Source organism: bacterium SCSIO 12741 (assembly GCA_024398055.1).
In the GTDB taxonomy this organism is placed as follows: Bacteria; Bacteroidota; Bacteroidia; order Flavobacteriales_G; family Salibacteraceae; genus SCSIO-12741.
The window spans coordinates 3,465,762-3,482,384 of sequence record CP073749.1 but is presented as its reverse complement, the minus strand read 5'-3'; the positions used below and the strand labels follow the sequence as shown (position 1 = coordinate 3,482,384).

Sequence of the window (16,623 nt, the reverse complement as noted above, 5' to 3'; positions counted from 1 at the left end):
CGTTAAAAATTCGAACCAACCCAAAACGGCTACTATCATTGGGATTGCCGTGAAATTCTGAAAATCAGTCTCTTTGCCTATAAACAACAAAAGCCCTGAAAATCAGAGCTTCTGCTATTTCGTACAGGGGGCCAGACTGCTCTCGAACCATTTTTAGTTGATATTCAGGAGGTTGATAAGTTGAAAGAGGAGGTTAGTTGTTTTGATTTAAATGGTTAATTTAGGTAAGACTAAACTGTGTTTCTCTTGTGGTAGCCTCGCTTTTGAGTTTCCATTCGATAATCCATTGAATGTATATTGAGAATATAGGAATGTCTTTATGTAGTCGTTTAGTGCCATTAAGAAAAATAGCAAAAAAAGTATATGAAACTTTCAGAGTATCTGCCCTATGTACGAGAGTATCTTCCCTATATAAGTTTGATATTGGCGATAACAAGCGCACTATTCACAATGTCAGTATGGAAAGTATCACGAAAAACTTTAAAAAAACAAAATGTAAGAGACCTCATTAGCCATTATAGAAGCACAGAAATGGCCCTTGCAATAAGAAGAATATGGGAATTATACAGAACAAACAATGATACCTTTATTGAGAAGTATTTTGAGATTGATGGATTAGAGATGAAGAAGTTAAATAGCCTTGCAGGTTATAACAAAAAGAACTATTTAGAAAGTACAATATACTTTCAAAGAAGACTCATTGTCAACTTTTATATTGATGTAGCCAACGCCTATCAGAACAAGTTGATTGACAAAAAAGATTTATTTCTTAATTGGACTAAAGAGGATTTAGAAATAATTCCGAAAATCTTAAAACCACTTGAGAATGAGAGAAGAAAAAGGAATTTTGGAGAAAAAACTGAACTTCATATTAATGAAGAACACCCATTAGTCAAGTTGTATGAAGCACGTAATAAATATAAATGAGGCCTTGAATCAAGAATAAAACAGGCAAGAACAAAGTATATTATGTTCATGTATCTTAATTCGATATGGTTTCTGTCTACGACTATACTATCATCTAAAAATTCAGCGTAGCTTTTCACTGATACATTTAGAACACTTCGAACCAACCAGAAACACAGAATACGTCTAAGGATAATAAAGATTTTCCGAAATCCAGTCTCGTTGCCTATCCGTTATTGGAAAGGAGTGGATTGGCAGCTAAACCTTGTAAGAAATTCGTTCCCAATGGAAAGCTGAAAGTGAGAGTTAGAGCGAGTTTGAGAACGAGAGCGAAGAAAAATCAGTTCCTAGTCTTCGCTCTCGCGCTCACACTCGAAACTGATTTTGTACCCACAACAATACTCGAACTTCAAGCTTGGATGGACGGGGGAAGCATATCCCTAATCTGCAAAAATGATCTTGAGCAAGCCTTCAAAATTCATTTTGTTCAGCATGCAATTTGGAAAATCCACCGAGAATCAGAGCTTCCAGGAAGAGTTTATCTTAATAGCAAATTGGTGAGCAAAAGGTCAGAGTTGGAAATAGGTATTCTTCAAAATTTGGATCAAGCAAAATTCCAGCAAACAAATTTTGGAGACAAAGAACTGCTGCAGGAAAAGATGGATTATATTCGGTCAGATGAATATTTCAGATCACCCGAAATAAGACCTGTGTCCCCACCTCAATACTTCAGACAAAAGGAGATTTCATCTCAGGAAGAAGAACATTTGAAATCTAAAGTTTACGACCTAAGAATGAATCCAAGAGAATGGATGGCTCGTAACGGTCATCGAATAATATCTGGTGATCCGCGAATCTTTCAGTTACAGGACAAAGAATTCGAGAAATGGATAAATGTGGCCTTTGATGCACTCCTTTATGAAGGACTAAACGTTCTCTGGTATGAATTTTTGAATCCAGAAGAGATTGAACACTTAAAGGCTGAAATAGACGGACTATAGAGTCGAGTCGAAGTGAGTACATCAGTTACGATCTCTGTAAAACTTATTAACCAACCGATCGCCTGAACAACACTTTGAATGAAACCTATGAATAGCCAATCGAAACGCGTAGTTACAAACTACGCTTAGTTGTGTTTATTCTTTATATCTCATCTCAGGGTAGTTTGTAACTACCCTGAAGTATATCTTGTATTTATCACGAGTAGCTAAGAAATTAAAAGTTGAAAATTGCTTTTCTGAAATGTTTTCGCGTACTTCCGCTTTCCAAAATTTTAAAGATGAAAAAAGCAGCCATCATCCTCTTAATCATACTGAATATCATGGTACTACTTGGACAAATCTGGCCTGAAGGAGCTCCTCCATTTGCCCGAACGGTCAATATCCTTTTTTTGATTGGCAGTTTGACCTTTTTTGGCACAAGTCTTTTCCGGAAAAAAGAATCATAATCCACATTTTCTAACCTCAGCCTAGTTGCAAAATTTGAAAACCTCATCCATCATGCTATATCAGCCGCATATGAAAGTCGCACTTATTTTAGGCCTCATTATTTACACCATTCCTTGTCTTAGCCAATGCGACCACCTTCCCTGGAAGCCTCAAATGGACATGAATAACTGGAAAGCTGAATTTCAGGATTTGGAATGGATAACATTTTACCCAGACGGAAAATTCATTGAAGCTGATTCTGTTTTAGCTGGTTATATGAGTACCCGTGAAAACACTAAACACAACGGCATTGGCTGCTCTTATCTATTAGCCATTCGACACGCCAAAAAGGAATTGAACCATCTGGCCAAAATTCTAGAAGACAGTCTCAACAAGGAAGATGTCGAACAATTTGTGGTGAGCCAGGAACATTGGAACCAATATTTTACGACTGAATACGATTGGCTTAATTTAACTTACGTTGCCTATGCCAACGTGTCGAAATATGGACTCGGTCGTGAGCAAAACTTAAACTCCCACTTCTTTGCTTATCAAACAATCCGAAATCGAATTCTTCGATTGAGGATCTATATAGATGAATTGAACTTGACCCATAAATATCATTAATTGGTGATTAATCCGAACAAACCTTTCAATGAAATTGATGAATCATAAATAGAAACGCGTAGTTACAAACTACGCTTAGTTATGTTTTAAGACCTATTCATTTCAGGTTAGTTTGGCAGAACCAGGGATAAATATGAAACGCATATGCATCATAGGAGCTTCAGGAAAACTGGGCAAATACATGGTTCAACATTGCCTGGATAAGGGCTACGAAGTTGTGGCTGTTTGTCGCACCAAGAGCGTGGGAAAACTCAAGGAATTTGAAGGTCGCATATCTATTATTCCAGGGGCAACTAACGATCGGGAGGTGATCCAAAAAGCGGTGAAGGGATGCGATGGAGTGCTCACCGTTTTGGTTCCCTGGGGCGTGCAACGGTATTCTTCGGGCACTGCCCAAGCTGTTTTGGATTTTGCCGAAAAAGAAGCTCGATTGATTTTTTCCTGCGGCTGGCATATTTCTTTGGATGGGCAGGATCGATACGAGAAGTCATTCCAAAAAAAGGTGCGTTTTTTTACTTGGTTAGGAAAACTATTTCGGGTACTTGAAATCGATGATCAAGAGCGAGCCTGTGAGTTGATTTTTAAAAGTCAAACGAATTGGACAGTGGTAAGAGGCAGTGATCTGGAAGAAGGCGAAAGCCAAGGTCTGCCTGTATGGAGTGAACATGTGGGTGACTCAATCCTGGCAAGTAACCTTACCCGAAGAATTGATTTTGCCCTGTTTATGGTGGACGCATTAACCAATATCCAACTGATTCATAAAGCACCAGCCTTAGTTGGCTGTCAATCAGAATCTGCCTTGATCCATGGATAAACCGACCTATTTGATTAGTCCCATGCCCGCCATTTTCAGTCATTTTTCGATCGACCGATTTTACTTTTTCAGATATAATTCCTAATTCTGAACCTAAATTCAATAGATACATGGCTTATCATCCGTATTTTGATTTTACCGTACTGGGATCCAGCCTATTAGCAGGAATCATTTTTACCTTCATAGGATTGAAGCGAAAATCAGCGCCGATTTATTCCTTGTTTGGAATTACCTGTTTGGTTCTCTTTGTGCACTACCTTTTGGTGGAAATCCCGGTGTTTTTCCCAACGGTTGAGGAATATATTCTTATCACCAAAATCGCCAATATATTGGGCGGTGTGTTCTATGCCCTCCTCTCCTATTTCACCTTTCATTACACCCAAGCCAAGGAGAAAAAATTGCTGTATTCCTTGTTCCTATTCACGGCTGGAATATTGGCAATAAGCACTTTGCGCCCCTACATGTTCTTTGATCACATTTCTGACATTGTAACCATTCCTTACCAGCACACAGATATTTATGAGGTAGTGGGAACACAAGGCAATTGGGGAATTCCATTGTTCTTCTATTTACTCGCCATAACTGTTGTCAATTTTTACTGGAGCCTAAGGGCCTATTTAAAAAATAAAAACCGACAAAATCTAATAACCATGGCCCTCTTTGGAACCATGGTTTTCTCTGTGGTCAACGACAATTTGTTGCTCGACTATTTAGGCCTCAATACGGTTTACCTGACTATTAATGTGTTTTTCATGCTCATCGTGGTCATGAGTTTGCAGCTGGCCAATTCTGTTCTCAACGGATTTGATGCCATGGATAAATTGGGGGTCAATGAAAAACGATGGAGTGAGCTCTTCCAGAAAGTAAAACTATCTGTTATCCAAATTGACAATGAAGGTCAAATTCAGTACACCAACCCTTACTTCAACAATTTGAGTGGCTATGATTCCTCTTCGATTATTGGGCAAAACACCTCTCTCCTATTCACCGATCAGGAGCATCAAGCCTCCTTTTTTCCGGAGCACTTCAAAACGAAAACCGGATCAATAAGAATATTTGATTGGTGGCTGGTTACTCTCAAAAATGAAAAAGGAGTGCAAACGGGCACTATGGCCATTGGCGCCGATAGAACAGAAATTGTTGACTACCAAAACGAACAGAAAAAACTCATCCGGCAACTAAGGGATTTAGAACAACAACTTCGGGCAGAAAACCTCTATCTGAAAGATGAGGTTATGATCAACTTGAATTCCCACAACATTATTGGAGAGAGCAAGGCTCTATTAAAGGCATTGCACAAAACTGAGCAAGTTGCTCCCACAGACGCTACCGTGCTGCTGGAAGGTGAAACGGGATCGGGTAAAGAACTTTTTGCTCAAGCGATCTACCAAAACAGCAAGCGGAAAAACCGCTCCTTCGTTAAGGTTAACTGTGCCGCACTGCCCAAGGATTTGATTGAAAGTGAACTCTTCGGACATGAAAAGGGAGCCTTTACAGGAGCTCTTCAAAAAAGGAAAGGTCGCTTCGAAATGGCCCATGAAGGAACCCTGTTTCTGGATGAAATTGGAGAAATGCCCATGGCGCTTCAAGCCAAACTACTACGTGTTCTTCAAAGCGGTGAATTTGAACGAATAGGAAGCGAAACTACCCAGAAGGTAAATGTTCGAATCATAGCAGCGACGAATCGAAATCTATTGGAAGATGTGGGGGCAGGAACTTTTAGAGAGGACTTGTACTACCGGTTAAACGTTTACCCCATTCAGGTTCCGTCGCTTCGGGAACGAAAGGATGACATTCCGCTTCTGGTCAAATTCTTTGTCCAAAAAAATGCCGTGAAACTGAGAAAGAAAATCTCTCAAATTTCTCCCCGATTGATTCATGACCTAATGCAGTATTCCTGGCCCGGTAACATCCGAGAACTTCAGAACGTGATTGAACGAGCCGTAATCGTTAGCGAAAATGAAAAACTGGTTCTCGCCGATCCGCTCTTTGCGCAAAATGGAAGTCCTTCCAGACCCTCCCGATTCAAAAGCCTCAAGGAAATGGAACGGGAACATATCCAACAGGTTTTAGAACATTGCAATTATAAAATTGAGGGTATCGAAGGAGCTGCCGAAATCCTAAGAATTAATCCGAGCACTTTAAGAAGTCGAATCAAGAAATTGGAGATAATAAAACCAGTTTCTTAACCGCGATATTTCACGGACTTCGAAATATCGTAGATTTCCGATCTACACGAAAAACAGTTAAACCCTGGTTTCCCGATCATTAGCATTTTAACGGACTTTCTGGCACACATTTAGACTTAGGGCAATGCTTTCAACTAAGCACATCGCTTAATTGAATTGAAAGTACACCCAAAATAAAGTTCAAATGGTACCAGAGTGGAGAAGCCGAATGCGGTTTATCATCGATCTTGTTTTCGCTTCAGCGATGACAGTTCTTATCCTAAGTTTTAAAATTCCGGAAACTGTCCCTGATCAGTCGACGCAGACATTTATGGACATCTTGTTTCAGCAGTCCAACAGCTTTTCGGCCTTCGTCATTTCATTTTTAGTCATCACGGTCTACTGGGTTAAAAACCTGGAATCTTTTAACCTCATTGAAAAAGTAGACAAGAGCCTGATTTGGTTTTTTATGGTCTACCTCATCTTTATCATGCTCATTCCAGTGGCCAACCTCCTGTTCGTTCTTTTTCCATCCGGCCACGAACCCCGGGTATTGTTCAGCATCATTATGATCACTTCAGGATTGACGGCTTACGGCGGTGTTTTTTACGCCCACAAAAAGAATTTGCTCAAAACGGAATACGACGTCAACTACATGAAAACCTTTACCAACCAAATGTTGTCCGAACCCATAATCGCAGCAATCGCCATGGGACTGGCTTTTATCAATCCCTTTTTCTGGGACATCAGTTTTGTCCTTATACCTGTGATCATGGTATTCTCCAAGAAAGCCTTATTGAAGTTCAAACAGAGCTCCTAACTCCTATTACAGCTCCAGTAGCTGCCCATTTTAAAAAATCTAATTACGAATTATGGAAACAACAAAAACGCAAACGCATGTGCCCGCACCTACCCAAAACGGGTACGGAGAGTTTAACCTATACGGTACTCTTAAGGAAGTGATCCTCGGAAATGAGCGCAACATGGTGCTCCCTGCCCTAACGCCATATATCGAGAAAGTATACGGCGGTGTTTTGCAACCTCGTCTTCTCGAAATTATGCGCAAAGCCGGTGGAGAACCCGTGATCGACCACGATCCTGAGTTTATCGAAAGCCATCTGGGAGAAACCCAGGCCTTGAGACAGGCATTGGAAAATCACGGAGTAAAAGTGCACATAGCCCGTGAAGCTACTACCGAAGAAATTACCAAAATGAGTCGAGGGGCTCAAGCCTTCACCCAGACCTTTGCAGCCGAGCCGATTTGGGTAGTAGGAAGAAACGTACTTGAAAATGCATGGGCTTCCGATCTGGCCTGGGCACACCTATTTCCCGTAAGAGAATTGCATCAACCCTACATCGATAACGATCAAAACATACTACACTATACCCCACCATCACCTAAACTGGAACGCGACTACATCTACGAAGGTGGAGATGTATTAAACTTAGGAGATGGCCGTGTATTAGTAGCCACTTCTCGCTCCTCTACCAACGAAAGAGGAGCCAACTGGGTAAAAAGAATGCTGGAGCACGATGGCTACCGCGTAGAGATCATCAACCTACCCGATGTTGGAATCCATCACTTATTTGCCGTCATCTGCATCGCCGGACCAAAATTGGTCATTGCCTACCGCGACTCTTTCCCCAATGGACTTCCTGAATTTATGAGCGATTTTGATGTGATTTGGGTTAACCGGGAAGAAGCCCTGGCCACAGCTACCTGCTGCACCATGATTGATCCTACCACCATTTTGATTCCCGAAGAAGCACCGCGTGTAATTGAAGAACTGGAAAAACGAGGAATCAAAACCGTTCCCGTTCCTTTTAAAACACACGCCTTTGGTGCCGGTGGAATTCGCTGTAAAATCTCTGTTATCCGCAGAGAAATTGACTAATTAAATCCTTATTCAAGTATGCATTTAAACCTAGAACCAAGACCCGACATTTGGGTTGGAAATGAATGGGGTGAACTCAAGGAAGTTATCATAGGAAGGCCCGAGCAAATGACCTATCCAACGATGATACCCTTGTTCAAAGACCGGTTAAACATTTTTGATGAAGCCGAGCGCAGCATCTTTATGGATAACGAAAACAAAACCTTTGAACAGGCTAACAAGGAGCGCTACGATAAAATGTGCCTTGAGGTAGAAAACTGGGTAAAGCTTCTGGAAAGCCGAGGAGTTAAAGTTTACCGCCCCAGATTGCTCAATGAAGATGAGTTGAACTACCAGGGTTACTTACAAAAAGGCGTAGGATCCATTTTTACCAAAGATCCACTCATTGTGGTCGGAAACCTGGTGATTGAAGGTTCGAACCGAGTACCCAACCGAAGAAAAGATGTATTCGGCTACCGCCATATTATGGAAGAACGTGTTTTAGGCTCCAATGCTAAGTGGATTAGCATGCCAACCTCTATGCCTGATTCAAGTTCTAAAGATGGAGGTAAAGGTCCCTTCCTAACCGGTGGAGATGTATTCCCTCTTGGGAATAAAAATGTTTTATTGGGATACAACGGAGTGGATTCCAACCTACTCGGATTGAAATGGCTTGCCTCCATTCTCAAATCCGAAGGCTGGAAAGTTCATTTCGTTGAGTACAGCCCAGAAGTCATGCATCTGGACTGTTGTTTTTCAGCACCAAAAGAGGGAGTGGCCTTAGTTTGCAAGGACGCTTTCCCCAAGGGGTTACCTGAGCTTATCAAAAATTGGGACCTGGTGGATGTGACCATTGAGGAGGCCAAAATTGATGCCTGCAACGGTTTACCTCTTGGCCATGGTGTGTATGCCATGTCTACTGAATTTGAGCACGTTGGAGACAAAGTAGCCCAAAAAGGCGTGGAAATCGTGTATACCGATATGACTGAAACCAATCACTTAACGGGAGGTGGAATGCGATGCAGCCATGGACCACTGGTAAGAGAAGGTTGAAATCAAATCGATATAGCAGCTGATGAGAAAAAGCATTCCTTCGGGGATGCTTTTTTTATTCCATAAGTATTAATGGCGCTTCACTAATCCCAAAAAATTAGCTGTGCGCCAAATTGGAGTTTATATCTTCGGAGAATATCAATCATATATGAGCCGATCCATTCTTCTACTTCTCTTTTTACTACCATCGACTCTCTGTTTTGGGCAATTCAAGGAGTACAATGAAACCTATTTGGACACCATCGTAACGCAATCAGGAGAAATGTTCATTGTTCACCTTGTTCGAATCGTTTCTGAAAGCGACGATCACCAGGTGCAGGTTCAGTTTTTCAAGTCCACTTTGTCTGGAGACCGTGTAGCTCATTTTGTTGTGGATAAGGACCCGGTGAGAAGCTGTGACCCTGAAGTTTATGATTACAACGGTGATGGTTATCCGGATTATAGTTTTGTTTCTATGATCGCCGCTCGTGGGTCCAATACAGTGAGAACCTTACTTCTTTTTGATCCCGAAAAATCCACCTTCATCCATATCAAAAATTCGGAAGACTATCCCAATTTAACGTATAATTCAGTGATCAACTGTATAGATAGTTGGGCCTTTCATGGTGGAACCTCACAGTACTTTCTTCATGTAAAATCGGATAGCCTGATTCCCTTTTACGGAATCGATGTTTATGGATCTGAGAGAATTTCTCGAAAATTCGAAAATGGAGAGTGGATTGTAATCAAAACCGATTCTATCGAAAATACGGGCTTTCCACGATATTTGGATTATCGCACGTTTGACGAGTATGGGTATTGATCATTTAGGATATAGGGCTAAAAAGGTTTTCCTAATTCTGGGAGCACCCTCTCCGTCCCATTTAGAATTAGGCAAACAATTGGCTCATAAATTGAACATTTCGATCATACCTATAAATGAGGTGCTAACAGATGAATTACTGACCAATTCTTCTTTGGCCCAACGGATAAAGAATAGATTGGAACTTGGAGAAATATTACCTAACACTCTGGTTTTAGATCTATTAAAATCCAAATTAGCTGCTTCAAAACCTGAAACATTCCTCTTACTTGGATACCCAAGAACAATAGGGCAAATCAAACTACTAAAATCCGATAGGATGTTCAAAGAGTCATCAATAATTGGCATTAACTTTATGCCTGAGAATCCACCCTACTATAGCAAAGAGCTGCCGAAAAATGTAAAATTGATTTTAGAACAACATCAAGAAGTTTGTGATTACTTGTTTGAGCATAACCATATTATTAATGTCAAGCCTGATTTTCGATTGAGCGAATTAGTTGACAGGATAGTTTTGAGCGGGAATATTGATTGATCAAATGTTGAAATACATCTATATATCATTGTTTTTAATGCTGCTGACTGCATTGGCTGCAGCCCAAGTTCAACCCAATTTCGCACCGATACCTTCCAGCTTTGGGATCAACTCGGCCAATCCGGTTTACGCCTTGGATGTGGAATATGATAATGTGGATCAGAACAAACAGGTGTTTCATCTCTTCTTGCCGGATACCACGGGTACCTATCCATTAGTGATTTTTATTCATGGCGGTGGGTTTACCGGAGGATCTCCGGATCAGGTTCTCAATAATGCAACCCTGCGAGCAGACATCAAGTACTTTTTGGAAAATGGGATCGCCTATGCCAGTATGGGATACCGTTTACTGGAAACAACTCAGGCTGATAATGAAGGGGTAATTAAATGCCTCAACGATTCAAAACGAGGGTTACAATTCATCCGACACTACTCAAACGATCTCTTTATTGATCCGAAAAAAATCGCCTTAAAAGGCAGTTCCGCAGGAGCGGGTACCAGCTTTTGGTTGGGTACACGATCCGATATGGCTGAAGCGGGTGCCACTGATCCGGTTTTGCAAAACTCCACACGGGTTTGTGCAACGGCTCTTAACGGTAGCCAGGCTACTTACGATTTGTACAAATGGGAAACTCAGGTCTACCAAAATTTCGATGGGCAAGGCACCACCTTTACCCTGGACAGTATTGAAAATCACTTGGGATTTAACCGAGGCTCCAATTTCTACGGTGGATATGATTCAGCGCGGCAAATTCTGCACGATCCAGCATTGATTCAATACCGGCAAGAGGTAGACATGCTTTTTCACCTATCAGCAGATGATGCTCCGATCTACATGAGTAGCCCCTCAACTGCCGTGCATCCAAGCGACGATTTGTTTCACCACCCTTTTCATGGACGCGAAATTCAGCAGGCCGCTATCGCGGCTAATCTCTCGGAAGTAAAAGCCAACATCCCAGCTCTTTCCATCAACACTACACAAGGAGAAACACAAAACGAATTCCTAAAACGACACTTGGACAATTGTGCCCAAACCAACCATATCAACACTTCTAAGACCTCAGGCGATTTAAACCTATATCCCAATCCAGCGAATGACTTGATAACCGTTCACGTGGGAAAGGGGAACATTAAAGATGTAGAAATCTACAACCTCAACCTGGAGCGAATGATTCAATTTCAGGGAAAAAACGCTGCAAAACTTTCCTTCACTGTTTCCGAGCTACCATCCGGTACTTATCTAATCCAAATCAAAAACGATTTGGGAGAGGTTTTCTGGGAGAAAATCAGCATTAAGTGAGCGAATCAATTCTAAAGTTTATTTCAAGCCTAATTCTCATTCTGGGGTTAATCTCCAAAGTTGGGCTCAGGCACTACCCCAAGAATTAAAAGATGAAATCGAACGTCGGGTAAACCTAAACATCAACCCGGGAATAGCCGTGGCCACTATCGACAGCAGCGGAAAAGCCAACTATTACTTCTTTGGTAAGGAATCGATAGCCGGCAGTCCCATTGGAGAAAATTCGGTTTTCGAATTAGCCTCGATCAGCAAAACCTTTACTTCAACCTTAATCCACCAACTCGTGAAGGAAGGAATGCTAAACTGGGATCAGGAAATGAGGGCATTTCTGCCGGATTCACTCCCTGAGACGATTCAACAAATCACGGTACAGCAACTGGTCAACCACACCTCCGGACTTCCTCGGTTGGCAGAGGATTTCTGGCCAGAAAACTGGAGCAACCCTTACATGGATTATGACAAAACCCAATTCTATTCTGACCTGATGAACATTGATCTGGATTCGGTGGGCAAATGGCAGTATTCGAATCTGGGGTATGCGCTGCTCGGCTGTATGTTGGAAGAACTGACCGATAAAAAGGGAATGGCCTCTTTGATCTCTACCCTTGGGCTTCAGAACACCTCTGCGGAGGTGAGTTTTCGTCCTACCATCTACCCGCACAACTTTGGAATAAACGTGGAAGTTTGGGACTTTCCAGGATTTAACCAATACATGGGAGGCGTGCGATCTACTGCAACTGATTTGACTCAATACCTGCGTTACCAAATAAAAAACAATCCCTCCTTTTCTTCTACCTATCAGGAAAAAGATGTGGCAGCCGTTGAAGCCGACTCACTCTACTGTAGAAATGGTTGGCTGGTTTTTCGTAGAAATCAGGAATCGATCATCTGGCACAATGGTATTTCCGGAGGATCGAACAGCTTCATAGGGTATCATATTGAATCCAAAAGAGGGGTGGTCATTCTCTCGAACGCCCAACGCTCTATCCTGGATTTGGGACTGCATTATTTGTCCAACGATTTTGAAATCAAGACTCCCAAGCCCTCCTTAACTGTAGAAGTTCAGCGTCTTATTGAAGAAAGTGAATGGGATCGCATAGAGGATACCTGGAACCATCCTGACACCCTGTTGTATGATAAAAATATCATGGACCTATACTGGTTGCAATGCGACTATATGCATGAAAAAACCGCATCCATCGCTCTCCTGCTCAATGACCTGTTGTTGGCCGACCTTCCCGATGATCGGGAGCTTCTTTATCATCGAGGTAAAATCTATGAAATACGTGGAGACCTCAAAGAGGCCCAGAAATGGTATGATCGGATGAATGAGCAAACTCATACAGATTGATAGCGCCGTGTAAATAGATTTTAAAAATGAATACCAAAGACCATTACGAACACCATTTGGCCCATTTCTATTCCTGGATGGCCGGAGACTTTGAAACCAAAAGCCACGAGTTTGAGAAGTTACTTAACCAACTCCACATTCGCCCTAAGCATAATAAACAAGCCCTGGATCTGGGAGCTGGGCATGGTATCCAAAGTGTGGCCCTTGGTCAATTAGGGTTCGAGGTAATAGCGGTTGATTTTAATGAACAGTTACTCCAGGAATTAAGGAACCGTTCGGAGGGTTTACCCATTAAGACCGTACTGGGCGATATAAAGGAAGCTGCACAATCGAAAGCCTACCAACCCGAGGTAATTGCATGTTGTGGAGATACCCTTACCCATCTGGAAAACAAAGCCGAAATCCATCAATTGATTGGAGATTGTAATGCTCTGCTAAGCAAAGGCGGACATTTGATTTTATCCTTCCGGGATTATTCGAATGAATTGAAAGGGGAGCAAAGATTCATCCCCGTAAAAAGCGACGATACCCGAATTCTGACTTGCCTGCTGGAATACCAGAATCAATCCGTTAGGGTTACCGACCTACTCCATGAAAAAACGGAGAGTGGTTGGATCCAGAAAGTAAGCTCCTACCAAAAGGTTAGAGTAGCTCCGGCCGAGGTAGAAGAAAGGATTAAAGAATTAGGTCTTGCGATTACTCATTCCGAATTGATGCGAGGAATGCATACGCTGGTAGCGGTTAAACCCGGCTAACAACAATCTCTACAGACACCGGTAATGACGCAGTTTACATTCTCCACGAGGTATTTTTCCGGAAGCGTAAAGTGAACAGGAATGGGCAGGCATTCGATGGTATCGCACACCCTACACCTAAAGTGGAAATGATGCCTGGGACGTTGATCTTGATCATCATCACACTTCATGCATAAAGCAAAATACTGCTTGCCGTCGTCTGCCACAATTCGGTGAAGTAAACCATCTTCACAAAACCGATTGAGCACCCGATATATGGTGGCCCGATTGATATCAATGCCTACTTTCTTTTCAATGGCTGCCTGGCTCATGGCCTTATCAGTGTGCTGAAGCACCGAGAGTACCGCCTCCTTTGTTGCTGTATTTCGCCTTTTCAAAATCTGATTTCAATTCTTATTGCGAATATATTGCATTAATACAAATAAATTCTATTTTCGCAGAACAACTTATTGCAACATTGTTGCATTAAAATTGAATGACACGAAGAGATGCCATAAAACAAGCCAGTTTAACTGGTTTAGCCTTATCCCTTCCGTGGCCCATTTTTAAAATTTATGCCCCTATGAAAAGCCCCAAAGAATTCGAAATAATCATAATCGGAGGAAGTTATTCCGGTCTTTCTGCAGCACTAACCCTTGGTCGTTCGTTACGGAAGGTTTTGGTCATTGATAGCGGAAAACCATGCAATCGGCAAACCCCGCACTCCCATAATTTTTTAACCCAGGATGGAGTAAAACCAGCTGAAATTGCAGGAAAAGCCAAGTCTCAGGTAGAAAAATATGACACCGTTCACTTTCTAAACGATCGAGCCGTAAAGGGAACAAAAACCGCACATGGTTTTCAAATAATTACCGAAAAAGGCGAGCAGTTTTCCGCTCAGAAATTGGTTTTCGCAACTGGAATTAAGGATGAATTCCTGCCCATCAAAGGTTTTGCCCAATGCTGGGGCATCTCCGTCGTTCATTGCCCCTATTGCCATGGCTATGAGATCAGGAACAAAAAAACCGGAATCATTGCCAACGGAGAACGGGCATTGCACCTTGCCCCTATGGCTAAAAACCTGACCCAAGATCTGACCATTTTCACTTCAGGAAAGGCAGAATTCAATGCAGAAGAAAGAGCCCAATTGGAGCGCAATGGAATACCCGTAGTGGAAAAAGAAATTGTAGAAATCGAACACGAAAACGGATACCTCAAAAACCTGGTCTTCGCCGATCATTCCAAAGAACAATTGGAAGCAACCTACGCCGCGGTGCCCTTTACTCAACACTCCGATATACCTAAAAAACTGGGATGTATGTTAAACGATGAGGGCTTTATCGAAGTAGATGGGATACTAAAGACCACGGTAGATGGTGTGTTTGCCTGCGGAGACAACAGCTCAAGGTTACGTTCGGTGGCTAACGCCGTGGCTTCAGGCAACATGGTTGGAGCCGTGATCAACATGGAATTATCTAATGCCGCCTTTTAAATCAAGCACGCACTGATTATGGTTGAAGTATTTATCACCGACATTCGCCATCCTGCGGATGTAAAAACTGTGGCCAAGAATCTGCATCTGGCTTACCCCGAGTGGCAAATCAATTTGGATCCTGACGAAACTGGACTTCCCTACCCTGCCGGACATACCGTATTGCGTATTGAAGGCCGTGATATTGATCCTTTGGAAATTCAAAAAAAAGTGAATCGAGAAGGATTTAACTGCGAGATTATGGAAGATCAAGCCTATTCGTAATAGTTTTATCCTCTATTCCGTATCGGAGCTATGAGGACACACCGCAAAACCACCCCAAAAGTTAAAGACGGGCGAGTACAAAAGAAAAATCGTCACGACCTTACCCCAAACTACTGGAACACCCGGCAAAAAGAATTGCAGATTGATCAGGAGAAACCAGGTAAAGGTTATAAGCACTTTCTTAAAAAACGAGATATCCTCAACTTTCTCGAGATTCTACCCAATTGGGAAGAACTGCAGGTAGAATTGGATGCCGTGATACTGGCGGCAGGAGGCGGTGAAGATGGATGGTATAGCAACGGTGTGTTAGCCATCTGTGCTTGGGAAAAGGACAAAACCGTGTCCATGAACAAAGCGTACTTTATGGAGCACCAGGCCATCTTTGAACGTTTGCATGTTCCTTTCGAAATCAAGGCAACAGGAGTGGTGTGTCATTTTAGCGAAGATCAAATCCGGGCCTATCAATTGCTTCATATATTTTTACACGAGTTGGGCCATCACCACGACCGACTGAGTACCCATGACCGGGTGGATAATGCTCCACGGGGAGAACAATATGCTGAGAACTACGCATTGAAATACGAGCAGGTAATCTGGAATCGTTTTTTTGAGGTTTTTGGGATGGTTTAATGTAAACTGAGTATGCCATGAAATTTTCAAAACCACCCTATCCAACTTCTTTTTTTAGTGATGAAATTTGGGTTAATTGCCCCAAGTGCGCTAATCCTGCGATCGTTAAAACTGAACTTCCGAAATACATCGTACCCACAGTTCTAAATGCCAAATCCATTTGCCATTGCAGCCATTGTGGTTTTATCGAAAAGGATAATGAAAAATGGTTTTGTTCCTGGGTGGGTTTTATAAAACGAGCTTGTGGGCATTGCGGAAGTCCGATATCGAATCTCACCGATCCGACAAAAAAGCCATACCCCAAATCCGAAGTTACCTGCGACTCCTGTCAAACAACAAGATCCTACGAAAATCAATGGCTACCTCATTTTCAAGGAGAGGCAACGGACCCTTATTTCGGCTTCCCCTTGTGGCTACAGACGGCATTCAAGGAGCATACGCTGTGGGTGTATAATCTTCGACACTTGGATTACCTCAAAGAATATGTGGAATCCACCCTTCGGGAGGATGATCAACGTTTTAAATACTCTATGATTACCAATTTGCCTAAGTGGGTCAAGACTCAAAAAAATCGAGAAAAGCTTTCCAGGAAATTGACCCAGCTCAAAAAAGAATTCGCTCCATACACCCAATAGGTAGGCCATTT

At 42.2% G+C, this 16,623-nt stretch carries 19 protein-coding genes; 18 read left to right on the top strand and 1 reads right to left on the bottom strand.

The window, feature by feature from the left end:
* Positions 1-363 precede the first annotated feature (363 nt).
* The 14 genes from KFE98_14890 (at position 364) to KFE98_14825 (ending at position 13,612) form a co-directional block, all read left to right on the top strand.
* On the top strand, positions 364-927 hold the full coding sequence (locus KFE98_14890; GenBank protein ID UTW61292.1) for a hypothetical protein: 564 nt from the start codon (positions 364-366) through the stop codon (positions 925-927).
* A 578-nt stretch (positions 928-1,505) separates the two neighbouring features.
* Entirely contained in the window at positions 1,506-1,907 is a 402-nt protein-coding gene (locus tag KFE98_14885; protein ID UTW61291.1) for a hypothetical protein, read from the top strand.
* A gap of 278 nt (positions 1,908-2,185) precedes the next feature.
* The gene (locus tag KFE98_14880) at positions 2,186-2,353 is read left to right on the top strand and encodes a hypothetical protein (GenBank protein UTW61290.1); all 168 of its coding nucleotides are present in this window, start codon (positions 2,186-2,188) and stop codon (positions 2,351-2,353) included.
* 70 nt (positions 2,354-2,423) lie between these two features.
* A complete protein-coding gene (locus KFE98_14875) occupies positions 2,424-2,960 on the top strand; it encodes a hypothetical protein (GenBank protein ID UTW61289.1) in 537 nt (178 codons plus the stop codon).
* 133 nt (positions 2,961-3,093) lie between these two features.
* A complete protein-coding gene (locus KFE98_14870) occupies positions 3,094-3,774 on the top strand; it encodes an NAD(P)H-binding protein (protein ID UTW61288.1) in 681 nt (226 codons plus the stop codon).
* 110 nt (positions 3,775-3,884) lie between these two features.
* Positions 3,885-5,963, top strand: coding sequence for a sigma 54-interacting transcriptional regulator (locus tag KFE98_14865; GenBank protein UTW61287.1), 2,079 nt, complete (start codon positions 3,885-3,887; stop codon positions 5,961-5,963).
* Between the two features lie 184 nt (positions 5,964-6,147).
* Entirely contained in the window at positions 6,148-6,762 is a 615-nt protein-coding gene (locus KFE98_14860; GenBank protein ID UTW61286.1) for a DUF1211 domain-containing protein, read from the top strand.
* 52 nt (positions 6,763-6,814) lie between these two features.
* A complete protein-coding gene (locus KFE98_14855) occupies positions 6,815-7,837 on the top strand; it encodes a hypothetical protein (GenBank protein UTW61285.1) in 1,023 nt (340 codons plus the stop codon).
* A gap of 18 nt (positions 7,838-7,855) precedes the next feature.
* The gene (locus tag KFE98_14850) at positions 7,856-8,869 is read left to right on the top strand and encodes a hypothetical protein (protein UTW61284.1); all 1,014 of its coding nucleotides are present in this window, start codon (positions 7,856-7,858) and stop codon (positions 8,867-8,869) included.
* A gap of 148 nt (positions 8,870-9,017) precedes the next feature.
* Positions 9,018-9,671, top strand: coding sequence for a hypothetical protein (locus KFE98_14845; GenBank protein UTW61283.1), 654 nt, complete (start codon positions 9,018-9,020; stop codon positions 9,669-9,671).
* The gene (locus KFE98_14840; GenBank protein UTW61282.1) at positions 9,661-10,206 is read left to right on the top strand and encodes a nucleoside monophosphate kinase; all 546 of its coding nucleotides are present in this window, start codon (positions 9,661-9,663) and stop codon (positions 10,204-10,206) included. The genes KFE98_14845 and KFE98_14840 overlap by 11 nt, the downstream gene beginning before the upstream one ends.
* Before the next feature lie 37 nt (positions 10,207-10,243).
* Positions 10,244-11,506, top strand: coding sequence for a T9SS type A sorting domain-containing protein (locus KFE98_14835; GenBank protein UTW61281.1), 1,263 nt, complete (start codon positions 10,244-10,246; stop codon positions 11,504-11,506).
* Between the two features lie 139 nt (positions 11,507-11,645).
* Positions 11,646-12,857, top strand: a complete 1,212-nt coding sequence (locus tag KFE98_14830) for a beta-lactamase family protein (GenBank protein ID UTW61280.1) — start codon at positions 11,646-11,648, stop codon at positions 12,855-12,857.
* A 26-nt stretch (positions 12,858-12,883) separates the two neighbouring features.
* Positions 12,884-13,612, top strand: a complete 729-nt coding sequence (locus KFE98_14825; GenBank protein ID UTW61279.1) for a methyltransferase domain-containing protein — start codon at positions 12,884-12,886, stop codon at positions 13,610-13,612.
* Here KFE98_14825 and KFE98_14820 read toward each other — a convergent pair.
* Positions 13,609-13,989 carry a transcriptional repressor gene (locus tag KFE98_14820; GenBank protein UTW61278.1) on the bottom strand — a complete coding sequence of 127 codons (381 nt, stop codon included), beginning with the start codon at positions 13,987-13,989 and terminating at the stop codon, positions 13,609-13,611. The genes KFE98_14825 and KFE98_14820 overlap by 4 nt on opposite strands.
* 185 nt (positions 13,990-14,174) lie before the next feature.
* Here KFE98_14820 and KFE98_14815 point away from each other — a divergent pair, with 185 nt between their 5' ends.
* Genes KFE98_14815 through KFE98_14800 form a run of 4 tightly spaced genes read left to right on the top strand, consistent with a single transcriptional unit; the run spans position 14,175 to position 16,612 of the window.
* A complete protein-coding gene (locus KFE98_14815) occupies positions 14,175-15,083 on the top strand; it encodes an NAD(P)/FAD-dependent oxidoreductase (GenBank protein ID UTW61277.1) in 909 nt (302 codons plus the stop codon).
* 18 nt (positions 15,084-15,101) lie between these two features.
* Positions 15,102-15,347, top strand: a complete 246-nt coding sequence (locus KFE98_14810) for a hypothetical protein (protein UTW61276.1) — start codon at positions 15,102-15,104, stop codon at positions 15,345-15,347.
* A gap of 30 nt (positions 15,348-15,377) precedes the next feature.
* A complete protein-coding gene (locus tag KFE98_14805; GenBank protein ID UTW61275.1) occupies positions 15,378-15,977 on the top strand; it encodes a hypothetical protein in 600 nt (199 codons plus the stop codon).
* A 17-nt stretch (positions 15,978-15,994) separates the two neighbouring features.
* Positions 15,995-16,612, top strand: a complete 618-nt coding sequence (locus KFE98_14800) for a hypothetical protein (GenBank protein ID UTW61274.1) — start codon at positions 15,995-15,997, stop codon at positions 16,610-16,612.
* Positions 16,613-16,623: the final 11 nt, after the last annotated feature.

Bases quoted from the DNA above. Each gene is read 5' to 3' on its own strand.
- KFE98_14835 (UTW61281.1), top strand. From the start codon at position 10,244: ATGCTGCTGACTGCATTGGCTGCAGCCCAAGTTCAACCCAATTTCGCA.
- KFE98_14860 (UTW61286.1), top strand. From the start codon at position 6,148: ATGGTACCAGAGTGGAGAAGCCGAATGCGGTTTATCATCGATCTTGTT.
- KFE98_14840 (UTW61282.1), top strand. From the start codon at position 9,661: ATGGGTATTGATCATTTAGGATATAGGGCTAAAAAGGTTTTCCTAATT.
- KFE98_14865 (UTW61287.1), top strand. From the start codon at position 3,885: ATGGCTTATCATCCGTATTTTGATTTTACCGTACTGGGATCCAGCCTA.
- KFE98_14845 (UTW61283.1), top strand. From the start codon at position 9,018: ATGAGCCGATCCATTCTTCTACTTCTCTTTTTACTACCATCGACTCTC.
- KFE98_14810 (UTW61276.1), top strand. From the start codon at position 15,102: ATGGTTGAAGTATTTATCACCGACATTCGCCATCCTGCGGATGTAAAA.
- KFE98_14850 (UTW61284.1), top strand. From the start codon at position 7,856: ATGCATTTAAACCTAGAACCAAGACCCGACATTTGGGTTGGAAATGAA.
- KFE98_14800 (UTW61274.1), top strand. From the start codon at position 15,995: ATGAAATTTTCAAAACCACCCTATCCAACTTCTTTTTTTAGTGATGAA.
- KFE98_14805 (UTW61275.1), top strand. From the start codon at position 15,378: ATGAGGACACACCGCAAAACCACCCCAAAAGTTAAAGACGGGCGAGTA.
- KFE98_14825 (UTW61279.1), top strand. From the start codon at position 12,884: ATGAATACCAAAGACCATTACGAACACCATTTGGCCCATTTCTATTCC.
- KFE98_14870 (UTW61288.1), top strand. From the start codon at position 3,094: ATGAAACGCATATGCATCATAGGAGCTTCAGGAAAACTGGGCAAATAC.
- KFE98_14855 (UTW61285.1), top strand. From the start codon at position 6,815: ATGGAAACAACAAAAACGCAAACGCATGTGCCCGCACCTACCCAAAAC.
- KFE98_14815 (UTW61277.1), top strand. From the start codon at position 14,175: ATGAAAAGCCCCAAAGAATTCGAAATAATCATAATCGGAGGAAGTTAT.
- KFE98_14880 (UTW61290.1), top strand. From the start codon at position 2,186: ATGAAAAAAGCAGCCATCATCCTCTTAATCATACTGAATATCATGGTA.
- KFE98_14890 (UTW61292.1), top strand. From the start codon at position 364: ATGAAACTTTCAGAGTATCTGCCCTATGTACGAGAGTATCTTCCCTAT.
- KFE98_14875 (UTW61289.1), top strand. From the start codon at position 2,424: ATGAAAGTCGCACTTATTTTAGGCCTCATTATTTACACCATTCCTTGT.